A 13,007-nucleotide genomic window follows, 5' to 3' on the forward strand; every position below is an offset into this window, starting at 1 on the left:
GTCTCGGCCAAGTATGATTAAAAAAAAGATACTAATGATTGCGCCAACTCCGTTTTATTCCAATCGGGGCTGTCACATGAGAATTTTTGAAGAGGCCAGGTGGTTATCAAAGGATCATTATTTGGTCAAAATTGTCACTTACCAGGTTGGCGACAATCCGGAAGGTTTTGATGTTGAGCGGATTCCCGACTGGTTTTTTTGGAGTCGGGTCGGTCTTAAGGCTAACCAGCCGACTTGGCATAAAATTTATTTAGATTTTTTTCTTTTGCTTAAGACCTTTGTCGTGGCGATCAAATTTCGTCCGGCGGTCCTGCATTGTCACCTGCATGAAGGCGCGCTAATCGGCCTTCTCGTCGGTCCTTTATTGGGAGCCAAAGTGATTTTTGATAGCCAGGGCGGTTTGACTGACGAATTGTCGAGATTCAAGATGATTGAAAAAGGTTCCCTCCTTTATGGCATTTTTCTATTGATCGAAAAAGCGATTTACCGCCTCGTGCCAACTATCGTGGCGAGTAATGAGAGTAACTATGCGATGTTGCGTGATTTGTTCAAGGTTCCGGAGACCAAATTAAGACTGGTGCCTGACGCCATTAGTTTCGATATCAAGACAGATCCAAAAGTGACCGAAACCTTAAGGAAGGAAATGAAAATCCCGTCTGATCGAAAAGTTATCGTCTATCTCGGCAGTTATACCGAAGTACAAAATGTTGAAGCGGTTTTGAAACTGGCGGAAGTTATGAAAAGTAAACGACAAGATATTTTTTGGGTCTTGCGAGGTAATGGCGATGTGGCCCATTATCAAAATTTGGTTCAAACGCTAAAATTGTCCGACCGGGTGTACTTAGGTGACGTGATTCCTTATTTGGATTCACAAAGCTACTTGGCTTTGGGTGACTTTGCTATTACTTTGAAACTCCGCACCACCGAAAGTAATGGCAAGTTACTAAGTTATGCTTTGGCCAGGTTGCCGATAATTGCTCTAGATCATCAGTCCAATCGATCTTTAATTGGCGATTCGGCCTGTTATCTGGGAGGGGACGGTGACTATGAGGCCTGGTCAAGTAAGTTATCAAAGTATCTGGATTTGCCGAAATCGACGCACGAGGAAACGGCTCGGCAATTAGAAAAAAAGATCAAGGCCTGTTATGCTTGGGAAAGCATTATTAAAAAATTAGAATCGATTTATGACGGAGACAATATCTAACTGTCCGCTTTGCAACAGTGTGAATTATCGGGAGGTTATTAGTTTGCCTGAAATCGGCGGTTCTGGACCGGAAGTTTTTACTTTCAGACGCTGTCTTAATTGTGGTGTGATGTTTCTGGCGGTGCGACCGCCGGCCTCTGAAATGGCGAGATATTACCGAGACGATTATGAGCCGTATCAAAACACTTACCATCCGATTGCCGAGGCTTTTGTCGGTTGGCGAACCAAAAAAGAGGGGAAGATGCTTCTAAAATATTGTCCGTCGGCCAAAGACTTGCTCGATGTTGGAGCCTCTTGGGGCAAATACATTAAGGCGATGCGCGACCGCCTCAATTTTAAGGTGGTTGGAGTTGAACCTAATTCGGCCATGTGTGCCGAGGGGAAGCGCCGGGGATTGGATCTGCGAGCAGGTGAACTGCTGGCTCAAAAATTTCCCGATCAGTCGTTTGATATTTTGGTGATGAATCACGTAATTGAACACCTTTCCAGCCCGAGAAAAGAAGTCAGAGAAATTTTTAGAATCTTGAGGCCGGGCGGTCTGGCGTTGCTAAGAACGCCAAATGAAGATACTCCCGAAAGGCATTTTTTTGGCCGAGCTTGGTTGGCTTATGAATTTCCACGCCATCTGATCTTGTTTAATCGCGAGACCCTGAGTCGACTTTTGGAAAAGGAGGGCTTTGAGGTGATAAAAGTCTGGTTTGAAAAAACACCCAACGATATTATTCTCTCGATAAAAAATTTCGGTCAACTCAAAAAGTGGCCACTAAAACTGACCAAGTTTTTTGACATCAATAATCTCTTTCTGCTTTGCCTGTTCCAGCCGATTGCACTTTTGTCTGGGCTATTTTCTAAAACCGGTCGCATGGTTATTTTGGCTAAAAAAAAGAGCCGATGAAACAAAAACTAAAACAAAATTTAATCTTTCTGGCAAAATTTGCTGCTAGTATTTTGTTGATCAATTTTCTACTGACCAAAATCGATTACCAGTCGGTTCTGGCGGTTCTTGGCGAACTTAAATGGGGTTACTTTGCAGTTGCGGTCCTGATTTCATTTGTGGCGCTCTTTATCAATGCCTACAAATGGCGGATTTTGCTTACGCCAATCATTAGCACCGTGTCGGTTATAAAATTATTCGAGCTCAACCTCATTGGACTATTTTACGGTAATTTCTTGCCGGGTGGACAATTGACCGGGGAAGTGGTTAAGACTTACCGGGTTTTGCCTTTGTTATCGGAAAAATACAAAATTGTCTTTTCGGTTTTCTTTGATCGAGTCACCGGTTTTATCGCACTCTCAATTCTTGGCGCGGTGGTATTTCTGGTTGCCGGTCCAAATTTAGCGCGACCCAACGCAATCGAATGGTCTTTTGCTATCTTGTTTTTGATCTCGGTAGTCTCAGTCCTGCTTTTTAACAAGAAATTTTTCAGCCTAATGGTTAAGGTCGGCTCGCTTTTGATTCCGGCTCAAGGTTGGCCTGACCGGATTTTCAAAAATTTGGTCAGTGGTTTTAATCTTTATCTTGGCGACTATAGGCTCATCGGGAAGTCGATCATGGTCGGCGTTGTCTTTCAATTTGTAAACTTTCTATCACTTTATTTTGTTTCCTTGGCTTTAAACCTGCCGATTGGTCTCACTAATATTATTTGGGTCTATGCTCTAGTCAGTGTCATCTTGTTTATCCCGATTAGTATTATGGGGCTTGGTCAAAGGGAAATCAGCTTCGTCTATCTGCTAGGGCTTATCGGTGTTTCTGAGACGCACGCGGTCAGCTTGTCACTTGGTGTTTTTGTGAGTATCTTGGCCGGTGCGTTAGTTGGCGGTTTGCTTGAATTGGCTTATTTTCTTAGAAATCGCCAGAGAGGGTCTCAGGATAAAAGCGTTGTTTAAAGGAACTTTTAGTTGAGATATAATTCTAAATTAATAATTATGTGCGGCATAACTGGCTTCTATGGACAAGGTTCAAAGGCTGATCTTCAGGCGATGAATGACACGCTTATTCATCGTGGTCCGGACTCGGAAGGACTGTATTTCGAAAATGGCAAAATCGGTCTCGGTTTCAGACGGTTGGCCATTATTGACGTCCGCGGTGGCAATCAGCCGATTTGGAACGAGACGAAAGATGTAGCGGTTATTTTTAATGGTGAAATTTATAATTTCCAAGATTTACGCAACGACTTGGAGAAGCGTCATCGCTTTGTGACCAAAACTGACACGGAAGTTATCATCCACCTTTATGAGGAAGTCGGGGAAAAGTGTTTTGAGAGGCTAAATGGCATGTTTGCCATTGCCGTCTATGATTTAAAGAAAAATAAGTTGGTGATCGCCCGTGATCGATTCGGCAAAAAACCGCTTTATTATGCCGAACGAGAGGGGACGGTAATTTTCGGTTCTGAGCTCAAGGCTCTTCTCAAGCACCCACTGATCAGAAATCCCAAACTCGACGCCACTTCGCTTAATCTGTATTTGACGCACGAGTTTGTGCCGTCGCCGAGAACCATCTATCAGAATATTTTTAAAGTTGAGCCCGGAACGGCGATTTCCTTCGACCGATCAGGTAAATGGGAATTGCAATTTTATTTTTTAAAGTACAATAAAGATGAGCCGCGTTTGAGCGAAACGGAATATTTGGAAAAGTTGGATTTTTTGCTCGGTGATGCGGTCAAAAAGCGTTTAGTTTCGGATGTGTCGCTCGGAATATTTTTAAGCGGTGGACTTGATTCTGGCGCTGTAGCGCATTATGCGATGAAGTTTGGCAGCCAGCAGGCGCGAACTTTTTCGATCGGTTTTGATGATAAATCTTTCGACGAATCGGAGTGGAGTAGCCTGACCGCCGATTATCTCGGAACTTTGCATCAGAACAAAAATTTTTCGGCCAAGGAGATGCAGGACCTGATTCCGCAGGTTGCCAAATTGATTGATGAACCGGTCTCCGATGCGGCGCTCTTTCCCAATTATCTCTTGTCGAAATTTGCCAGAGAAAATGTGACAGTTGCTCTCGCCGGTGACGGGGGTGATGAAATATTTTTCGGTTACCCGACTTTTCAATCGGCCAAGATTTCTGATTGGTTTAGAAAGATTCCGGAGAGTTTAAGGCGGTCGCTTTTGGAACCGACGGTCGGCCTGCTTCCGACTTCCTTCAATAATATTACTTTAGACTATAAACTGAAGCGTTTTTTCACGGGTCTTCATTACCCAAAAAAGTATGAGCAGCTGATTTGGGTCGGTTCGTTTACACCCGAAGAGAAGCGGGGATTGTTGCACGAAGATTTTCTGAGTCAAATCGAACCCGGCTCAGAGTTTTCCTTCGTCGATAAGTATCGAGATCCGATTAAAGGAGCCGGTGAACTCGATCAGGTTGGAGATTTTTATTTGAGGACTTATTTGGCTGATGGGGTTTTGGCGATTAAAGATCGGGCGAGCATGATGGCATCTCTCGAGCTTCGCGCGCCGTTCCTCGACTACCGGCTGGTTGATTTTGCCGCTTCGCTACCGACAGATTTGAAAATGAAGGGTTTCAATACTAAGTATCTCTTGAAGAAACTGATGGAAGGTAAGTTGCCCGATGAGGTGGTTTATCGACCCAAAAAAGGCTTTGGCATCCCGATTGCCAAATGGCTTCGAGGCGAGCTGAAAGATTTTATGCTCGAGACTTTGAGTGAGGAGTCAATTAACGAAGGAAAAATTTTCAACTATAGTTTCATAAAAAAACTAATAGACGATCATTTATCCGGCAAGAAAGATAACCGTAAATTACTTTGGACACTGTTGGTTTTTGAGTTGTGGCGTAAAGAGTGGCTCAAAGCTTAATTGCTTTGCTCCAGTTGGTAGATCTGAATGCCGTCTGCGTCGTAAACTATCTTTAGGCTGAGCCGTTTATCCAGGCTTACTGATAGAGCCTTTTCCCGTGGCCCGAGATAGAGATAATCGACTCGGTATGATTTGGCCTGTCGCATAATCACGTCCGGGTTATAATCCTGATCGATTTTATCGATGTCATTGGTCGGGATAGTAATGGCGTTAAATCCTCCGTTGGTGAAAATTGATCCGCCTTCAGTCGCCCTGTATTTGTCACCAAAAAGATAAGAGATGCCGGCTTCGTCATATTTTGTTGGTTGATGATCGGGGAAATAATTCGCTCTAAGCTGACTTTTCGAAATTCCAAAGAGAGCATTGGTCAAGTAAAATCTGTCCAAGATTTCTTTAATCGGGGACGTCGTGAGCAGGCAGTTTGGTTGCAAGATTTTGTTCGTCCCGAAGTTCATGATATAGGTGTTGGTCATAAAAGACGGTGAAGCGACTACGGCCGAACGGTCGGTATTTTTAGAAAGCCAGTCGATGGCTTTTATCTCTGAAGTTGCAACATCGGTCGTAAGATTGTCCAAGTAAAATTGTCTTTGAATTAAGGAGGCCTTTAGAAAAATCGCCAGAGTCGCCACAATCAAAAACCAGCCGACGATTTTGTCGAGAGAGACCCCAAAATATTTTCGGAGGAGATACAGGGCGATTGTTAATACCGGCAAGCCGATGGCAATCACGAAGGCCTGAATCTTGACTCCTAGGTCAGAAGTGCCGCTAGCTTTCCAGATCAAGATGGTGGCAATTATGATTGCGGTGCCTAAAATTTTAGTGAAACTGAAGACCGGATTCCAAATGAAAGATCTGTATTTGCGAGCGAATAAAATGGAAAGGGACAGTAGAGTAATCGAGATTATTACCTGTTCCGGTTTGATCCAGTGGTCCGGTTGAGGATTGAAGCCTGTAATTATTTGAATGTTGTAAACTATAAAGACCGGCAAAAGCAAACTGGCGAAAAAAATTCCGGTTTTAAAACTGCCGCCGATTTTTTTCCAACTGAAGTAAGAGATGAGTGCCAGCAAGCCCTGCTGAGCATAGAAAAACAAAACTCGCGGGTAAAGGAAGAATTCTTTAGAGTGTTCCGGACCCAGCCTTGAGACGACATCTTGATATGTTGGTAGCCTTGTAAGTCGCCAAAAGTTTAGCCAGTAGAATATTGAGATGATTGTGCCGGTTGTGGCGGCGTAAAAAAGTTTTTTGGCTAAAGCGAACTCCTTCTTGGCTAAAAGAATTACTAAGGCAAAAAATATTCCTAGCGCTGCGTAGACGTAATAGTAAAAGTAGACATAAAACAAAAGACCGAAGGTGATACCAAGCAGAACCACTATTAGTTTTTCGCCGTTTCTCTTCAGAAATCTGACGAAAAAATATAGAAAAGCTGAAAAGAATGGCAAGGTTAATTGCGGGTCTTCAAATCTATCAAGAGGCAAGCGGCCGGGGATATTGGAGATTTGATTCCAAAACCAAGACAAGTAGTATTCGTTATAGGGTGGGAAAAAGGCCAGATATCGAGGTAAAACGCACATGATGGCGGCGCCGAATATTGAATATAGTTTCGATTTTGTAATCTCAAAAAGTATCACATAGAATATGAAAAAGATAATCGCCGGGAAGATAAAATCACTGGCGGTAAATCCGAAATCAATTCGGTTGAATAATTTAGAAATGTAGCCGACAATGATGTGTGGCAAGGGCGGCATAAAAGTCGGCGAATCGGTATGTTCGTAAGTCGCCGCATCGCCGGTTGGATAGCCGTTAAAAAAGACTTCGCGCACCCTTGGGGTCGTGAAGTGCCTTTCATCAAGATTGATGGTGGTTGGTATGTACCGGCTACCTGAAGTTGCGTAGTCGCGGTATAAAACTAGATTAGGTAAGACTTGGATTACACCAAGCGCGATGGCCAGAATTATCGCTATCCGGTGTCTTTTTAAGTATGCGCGCATGGCTTTCGGTCTTTAATTAAACAATGCAAAGTATATCAGGGTTTAAAGGTAATGGTAATGGTAGACGGGTACTCGGCCGAGCGGTCGTTTTTGGTCGATACTTAACTAAATGGATTTGGAGTTTGGTGCATGCTACACTATTACATCAAAGAGCGGACTGTTTTATCTTAAGTGTTTAGATTTTTTACTAATTTAGCTTAGCTCGTAAGTGTGAATCCCAAATGGATATAGGCCTATACCGAGAATTTGATAAAATTGGCAATGACAATTGGTGGTATGCCGGCCGGAGAAAAATTATTTCCACGATTCTTCACCCTTTTTTAATTCCAGGAGATCTGTCCAAAAAGCGAGTCTTGTCTGTCGGCTGCGGGACCGGCCAAGAGTTGGATTTTCTCGGTCGCTATGGTTCAGTCGCGGGAGTCGATAAGAGCGAGGAGGCAATTTATTTTTGCCGGAAAAATAATCCCAAAAGTTTGGTGGCAGTCGCCGATGCCGAAAAGCTGCCTTTTCCAGATAAAGTTTTCGCCCTGGTTTTCATCTTAGATGTAATTGAACACGTCGATAACCCCAACGCGGTTTTAAATGAGATTGACCGAGTCCTCAAAGATGATGGTACGGTTGTTTTGACTGTGCCGGCTTATAATTTTCTCTGGAGCAAAAGCGATGAAAGGTCACATCATAAATGTCGATTCACTGCAGGGCGGTTGCGAGATTTGGTCAGTCAACGGTTTGAGGTTAAAAGACTGACTTATTTTAATACCATATTTTTCCCGGCAATTGCATTGATTAAAATTGCTTTAGGAGTATTTGAGCCCAAGGGCCTTTCCCAATACGAAGTTTCGAACCCACCAAAGCTGCTCAATGAGATCTTGAAAAAGGTGTTCTTGTCCGAAGCTTTTCTCTTGAGGTATTTCCGACTGCCTTTCGGGGTTTCGATCGGTACCGTCCTGGTTAAGAAAAGATAGGTCAATTAGTCCCGGTGTAATATCCAACAAGAGATGCTTGTTATCATTTTAACCACGTGAGCTGCCAATTTAGGCGGTTACTATAATTGTTGCTATAATTTGTTCTCAAACGGGAGTTTAAGTTAAACCGATTAAATGGCCAATCCTTCAGTGCCAGATAACATCAGTATTCCAAAAGCCTTTGTGACCGGCGAGGTTCAGATGGGCTTTTGGAGTTATGTCAAAAAAGGGGTAAGTGCCGCCGATTCTTTTTTTGTACTCCGGGCGTTGTCGATTTATCAGTACGGCGTTTATCAGTTGCTTTTGACTTCCTACGCGATACTTTCCGATGTCTTTCTAGATTTGTTCGCCACAGTTTCCGGCAACGATGTCATCCTTTTGGTTGGACAAGGTAAGGAGGCTCAAGCTAAGAAACTTTATTTTGAGTATGCCAGATTCCGTCTCTTGATGGCGCTTATCCCTTTTCTCGGCATCTTTTTCTTTGCGCCAATCTTCTTTACCCGCTATGGGCCGGAAGCCATAGTTTGGATCAGGATTCTCTCTTTGCTTTTTATCGTCGACGCCGCTTCAAATTTATTCCGACTGGCCCTAAATTTGCGATTGGATTTTAAAACTTTGGCGATTATGCCGACTACGCAAAAGTCGATACAGCTTGTATTTCTGGTTTATTTTTACTTTTTCTCAAACCTATCTCTTACCAATGTGATTTTTTCGCTAGTGGCGGCCCCGATCATATCTATTTTGGTATTTTCACCGGCTTTGCGCCGAGCGTTTGCACCGTGGCGCCACTTAACTCCTGATCCGGGACAAATGTTTGTACCAGTCATCCGGACCTACGGTTTCTGGGAAGTTCCACAGCTGCTTTTTAAAGGTTTGACCGGCAAAGTAAGCCCATTTGTCATTAAGCTCTTCTTGAACACTGAGGCAGTCGGCATCTTCGGTGTTGCCAATACGGCTATTTCGATTCTCAAGGACTTGCTGCCAATCAGAACTTTGACGACTCTCATTCCGCGCAAGGCGGCCGATCGGAAGTATTCTGATTATTTGTTTCGGCATGGGACCAAGCACTACACTCTGATGTCGCTCGTCGTCAGTGTGGCGGGACTGATTTTTTATCCCGTCGCAATTTATTTGTTTTTCCCAAAATTCAGCGCCTCAATTCCGATTTTCTCAGTTTTGATTTTGGGCGTGCCAATTTTTGCTTTCGTTAAACTCTTGGCCGTTTTCCTGGTGGCAAAACGCCGACAGCGCTTCATTTTCTATCAGATGATTTTTGACAATGTCGTCGGAATCAGCTTGATGCTCCTCTTCCTGCCTTTTTGGGGGCTTATGGGCATGGCGGTAGCTTCAGTCTCGGCCGACTTTATCACCGATGCTGGCCGGTTCATCTATCTGGTTAAAACCGGTTTTGTCAGACCATTTTCTTTTCGTACCCTGTTCCGTTGGACCGAGGAGGACAGTAAAATTTATCAAAATGTGTGGCGGCACTTTCGACAGGCTTTCCTCGACAAGATTTCCGGGGTTTGAGGCCACTTGTAGTCGGGACCGTAAAATCGTATAGTGTAGCTTCGTTATATAATAATCATCACAATTATAATTAGTACATAATTAATATGGCCAGAACGAATTCCAAATTAAAAAATTTTTACGACAAGGTCTACTTGAAAGGCGAGAAGAAACACTACAGCAAACTGCTTTTGGGAGACAAGATTACCGAGGAGAAAAAGGCAATCCTTGGCGAGGTGTCTTGGTCAGGCAAGAAAGTGCTCGATGTTGGTTGCGGCACAGGGGAGCTGGCGTTTCTGGTTGCTAAGGAAGGGGCAGAGAAAGTAGTAGCGATCGATTATTCGGCATCGGCGATTGAAGTTGCCAACGCGAATTACCATTCTGACAATTTAGCCTATCGTTGCGAGGATATTAATAAGATTTCCGGTTCTTTTGATGTCATAACAGTGGTTGGAGTCCTGGAGCACATTGATGATCCCTTGAAGCTCCTTAAAAAGCTCAAGAAGATGTTGGCACCGAAAGGCTCGATTATTGTCACTTGCCCGAACTGGTCAAATCCGAGGGGATATATTCTGCTCGCGCTCAAGGACCTTTTTGATGCCGAAATCACTCTGGCCGATATCCATTATTTTACTCCCGTTGAATTTGAGAAGTGGTCTAAGCTGCTTAAGATGTTTTTAAGCTGGAAGACCTTGGAGCATGACTGGGGTCATGGAAAAAAACTCATCAAAGATTTTACTCGGCGCCTGCCAAACGTGCTCAAACCTTTAAAAGGCGCCTCCAAAACCGGCATTGATACATTTATCAAATGGTTGGATAGTCATGTGTCAGAACTCGAGGGTGAGTTGAAGCACAATGGAGCTACCGGCTTTTATCATTTCCGTCTGGACTAGTTTCTGTCAGAATGGCCGTATCGGAACGCTCGGCTGTGACAATTTGGGTGGAAATGCTGTTGTACAGATTGAACTAAGCTAACGCTAATTTAACGATGCATCAGAGAGTCGTATTTTTAACTCTATTTGAAGGGATCGAGGGGAAAAATCTGCTGCGGTCTCCCTTTGTTAGTCATTTGCTGTCCGGCCAGGATATTAAAATTGTCTGTTTTGTTAAAAATGACGAGAGGAAGATTGGCTATGAAAAGCTCTTCAAACATCCGAGGCTGTTTTTTGAGGCCGTCGATTTTCCTAAAACAGTTTGGCCGGAAAAAATTTTTGCGACTCTGAAGTTTTATCAGATTTGGACTGAAACTACGGATTTGCGAGCTAAGATGGTCAAAGAGCGCGACGGTCAATTTTTTGCCTATTATTTTAAGCTTTTGCTTCATCGAGTATTGGCACGGCGACTCATGAGAGTCGTCATCCGTTTCCTCGATAGCCGGCTAATAAAAGATCGGACTTTTAAAAAGTATTTTAAAAAATACCAGCCGAGTTTGATTATTTGCGCCCAGTTGTTTGAAGAGATTGAGGTCCATTTGGTCAAGCGGGCCAAAGCTGAAGGCGTGAAGACTGTTTGCTTCATTAATACTTGGGACAAAGTCACAGCCAGAAACGCTTTCCGTGTTCTAGTCGATAAGTTTATAACTTACAATGAGATCGTTAAGACTGAGCTCATCGAAAATGATGATGTGAAGGCTCAAGACGTTTACGTATCCGGAATCCCTCAATACGATTATTTCTTTGATGACTCGGCTCTTGAAATAATCAAAGAGACTTTCAAGATTGAGGTGCCAAAGCTCCGGACTCGAGAGGAGTTTTTGAATAGTATCGGTCTTACCAAAGATGAGAGGTTTATTTTCTACGCTCCGGTTGGCAGTGTCTATAGTAATGACGATTGGGCGATTATTGATCTTTTGACGGAATCAATAAAGCAAGGACAGTTTGGCTCCGGTCTCGAGCTCTTTGTCCGGTTTCCACCAAATGATTTTGTAAACAAAGCTGAGTCTGACAAGAGAAAAGATCTTCATTTTTATGCTCCGGGAATCCGTTTCTCTTCGAAGCGGGGGAGCGACTGGGATATGAGTTTTGCAGATATCATGTCGCTCAAGGAAACTCTCAAATACTCAGAGTTGGTAATTTGCTATGCCTCCAGTATCTCAATTGATGCCAGTATCTTTGAAAAACCCATCATTAATATAAATTTCATAACTCGGGCCTCGAGTTTGATGATTAAAACACCTACAGCGTTTTATCCCATGACCCATTATCAAAAGGCGCTCAAGACAGGGGCGATTGATTTGGCAAGCTCAAAGGAGGAAATGATTGAGCTCATAAAGGGTTATATTAAGAGTCCAGATGAAAATCGGGGTAATCGTGATAATCTGGTGGCTCGGCAGTGCCAATTTAAGGATGGCTTGGCTGGCAAGCGAATGGCCGATTTTGTGAAGTCCTGCTTGACATAATAGCCTTTTTGCATTCTAATATTTAGATGCCCTCAAAAACCGGTAAATCGTCGTCAAAAATTGTACCGAAGCCTGGCCGAAGCGGCGCTTTTGTCATTGCTGAAATTGGCAAAAATTTTATAATTTCTGAACAGGATGAGTCTCCAGAGACTTATCTTAAGCGGGCCAAAGATTTGATCCGAGAGTCTTATGAGGCCGGTGCCGATGCGGTTAAATTTCAGACCCACCATTTTGAAGATGAGCAGATACCGGAGAAGATTTTTTCGCCACATTTCAACGGTGCGGATCGTTACAATTGGGTCCTGAGGAATAGTCGGCTTACTCCGATAGAATTTTGGCGGGAAATCAAAAACTATGCCGATCATCTGGGAATTCAGTTTTTTATCACTCCGATGTCGCGTGGGGCAGTGCGGAAGGTTGCAGACCTCAGTCTGCCTTTTTGGAAGATCGGATCCGGCGATGTGACTGATTTTTTGATGATCGACGAATTGGCCAAGTTTAATAAGCCGATTATTATTTCGACCGGTATGGTCAGTTTGAAAGAGTTGGATAAGGTGGTAAGTTATATCAGGGCTAAGGGAGTTAGGCCTGTAATCATGTACTGTGTCAGCAAATATCCGGCGCCAAAAGAAGCTTTCAATCTTGGCACGATTGAATTTTTGAAGGAAAAATACCCAGACTTGCAGATTGGCTTTTCGGATCATTCGGTTGATAATCATGACATCGCTCTTTCTGCGGTCGCACTAGGTGCTAGTTTAATTGAAAAGCATGTCTCGTATTCCAGAGACCATTGGGGACCGGACCACAAGGCCTCTTTAACCTTTGCTGAGTTACGCGAACTGGTTGAAGAGATCCGTAGCGGAACGAAGAAGCTCGAGGTCGGAGATTTTTACGGTTCCAAAGGCAAAGAGTTGGCTGGCGCGACCAGCGAATTCCGTCCATTTTTTCGAAAAGCTTTTGTCGCGGCGCGTGATATCAAAAAAGGTGAAGTGATTACTTTGGATAATATTTTGGCCATGAGACCGGCGCTTTTGCTGGGAGGAATTCCGTCAGAAGATTTGACCAAAGTTGTCGGCAAGAAAGCTAACTGCGGAATTAAAAAACTTAATCCGATTAAAGCTGAAAATTTAAATTAA

The 13,007-nt window shown here is 43.5% G+C and carries 10 protein-coding genes; 9 read left to right on the forward strand and 1 reads right to left on the reverse strand.

Annotated elements, in window-relative coordinates:
* Window positions 1-13: 13 nt before the first annotated feature.
* Genes WCT25_03790 through asnB form a run of 4 tightly spaced genes read left to right on the forward strand, consistent with a single transcriptional unit; the run spans window position 14 to window position 5,011 of the window.
* Window positions 14-1,204, forward strand: a complete 1,191-nt coding sequence (locus WCT25_03790; GenBank protein ID MFA6536518.1) for a glycosyltransferase — start codon at window positions 14-16, stop codon at window positions 1,202-1,204.
* Entirely contained in the window at window positions 1,185-2,099 is a 915-nt protein-coding gene (locus tag WCT25_03795; protein MFA6536519.1) for a class I SAM-dependent methyltransferase, read from the forward strand. Before WCT25_03790 ends, WCT25_03795 begins: the two co-directional genes overlap by 20 nt.
* Window positions 2,096-3,091 carry a lysylphosphatidylglycerol synthase transmembrane domain-containing protein gene (locus tag WCT25_03800; GenBank protein ID MFA6536520.1) on the forward strand — a complete coding sequence of 332 codons (996 nt, stop codon included), beginning with the start codon at window positions 2,096-2,098 and terminating at the stop codon, window positions 3,089-3,091. Before WCT25_03795 ends, WCT25_03800 begins: the two co-directional genes overlap by 4 nt.
* Window positions 3,092-3,130: 39 nt before the next feature.
* Window positions 3,131-5,011: an asparagine synthase (glutamine-hydrolyzing) gene (gene asnB / locus WCT25_03805; GenBank protein MFA6536521.1), complete on the forward strand. Its 1,881-nt coding sequence runs from the start codon at window positions 3,131-3,133 to the stop codon at window positions 5,009-5,011.
* Here asnB and WCT25_03810 read toward each other — a convergent pair.
* Window positions 5,008-7,002, reverse strand: coding sequence for a hypothetical protein (locus WCT25_03810; protein MFA6536522.1), 1,995 nt, complete (start codon window positions 7,000-7,002; stop codon window positions 5,008-5,010). The two genes, asnB and WCT25_03810, sit on opposite strands and share 4 nt — an antisense overlap.
* Before the next feature lie 221 nt (window positions 7,003-7,223).
* On the opposite strand from WCT25_03810, the gene WCT25_03815 reads away from it, so the two are divergent.
* The 5 genes from WCT25_03815 to WCT25_03835 all read left to right on the forward strand — a co-directional run bounded on the left by WCT25_03815 (window position 7,224) and on the right by WCT25_03835 (window position 13,007).
* Complete coding sequence (locus WCT25_03815) at window positions 7,224-7,967, forward strand: class I SAM-dependent methyltransferase (protein MFA6536523.1); 744 nt, start codon at window positions 7,224-7,226, stop codon at window positions 7,965-7,967.
* A 135-nt stretch (window positions 7,968-8,102) separates the two neighbouring features.
* Entirely contained in the window at window positions 8,103-9,494 is a 1,392-nt protein-coding gene (locus tag WCT25_03820) for an oligosaccharide flippase family protein (GenBank protein MFA6536524.1), read from the forward strand.
* Window positions 9,495-9,580: 86 nt separating this feature from the next.
* Window positions 9,581-10,366, forward strand: a complete 786-nt coding sequence (locus WCT25_03825; GenBank protein MFA6536525.1) for a class I SAM-dependent methyltransferase — start codon at window positions 9,581-9,583, stop codon at window positions 10,364-10,366.
* 176 nt (window positions 10,367-10,542) lie between these two features.
* The gene (locus WCT25_03830; GenBank protein ID MFA6536526.1) at window positions 10,543-11,871 is read left to right on the forward strand and encodes a hypothetical protein; all 1,329 of its coding nucleotides are present in this window, start codon (window positions 10,543-10,545) and stop codon (window positions 11,869-11,871) included.
* 26 nt (window positions 11,872-11,897) lie between these two features.
* A complete protein-coding gene (locus WCT25_03835; protein MFA6536527.1) occupies window positions 11,898-13,007 on the forward strand; it encodes an N-acetylneuraminate synthase family protein in 1,110 nt (369 codons plus the stop codon).

Source organism: Candidatus Paceibacterota bacterium, assembly GCA_041666545.1.
Lineage (GTDB): Bacteria > Patescibacteriota > Minisyncoccia > Phycocordibacterales > JBAYGS01 > JBAYGS01.

What these genes read in the sequence shown, in the direction of transcription:
- WCT25_03790 (MFA6536518.1), top strand. Translation starts at nt 14, where the DNA reads ATGATTAAAAAAAAGATACTAATGATTGCGCCAACTCCGTTTTATTCC.
- WCT25_03795 (MFA6536519.1), top strand. Translation starts at nt 1,185, where the DNA reads ATGACGGAGACAATATCTAACTGTCCGCTTTGCAACAGTGTGAATTAT.
- WCT25_03800 (MFA6536520.1), top strand. Translation starts at nt 2,096, where the DNA reads ATGAAACAAAAACTAAAACAAAATTTAATCTTTCTGGCAAAATTTGCT.
- asnB (MFA6536521.1), top strand. Translation starts at nt 3,131, where the DNA reads ATGTGCGGCATAACTGGCTTCTATGGACAAGGTTCAAAGGCTGATCTT.
- WCT25_03810 (MFA6536522.1), bottom strand. Translation starts at nt 7,002, where the DNA reads ATGCGCGCATACTTAAAAAGACACCGGATAGCGATAATTCTGGCCATC.
- WCT25_03815 (MFA6536523.1), top strand. Translation starts at nt 7,224, where the DNA reads ATGGATATAGGCCTATACCGAGAATTTGATAAAATTGGCAATGACAAT.
- WCT25_03820 (MFA6536524.1), top strand. Translation starts at nt 8,103, where the DNA reads ATGGCCAATCCTTCAGTGCCAGATAACATCAGTATTCCAAAAGCCTTT.
- WCT25_03825 (MFA6536525.1), top strand. Translation starts at nt 9,581, where the DNA reads ATGGCCAGAACGAATTCCAAATTAAAAAATTTTTACGACAAGGTCTAC.
- WCT25_03835 (MFA6536527.1), top strand. Translation starts at nt 11,898, where the DNA reads ATGCCCTCAAAAACCGGTAAATCGTCGTCAAAAATTGTACCGAAGCCT.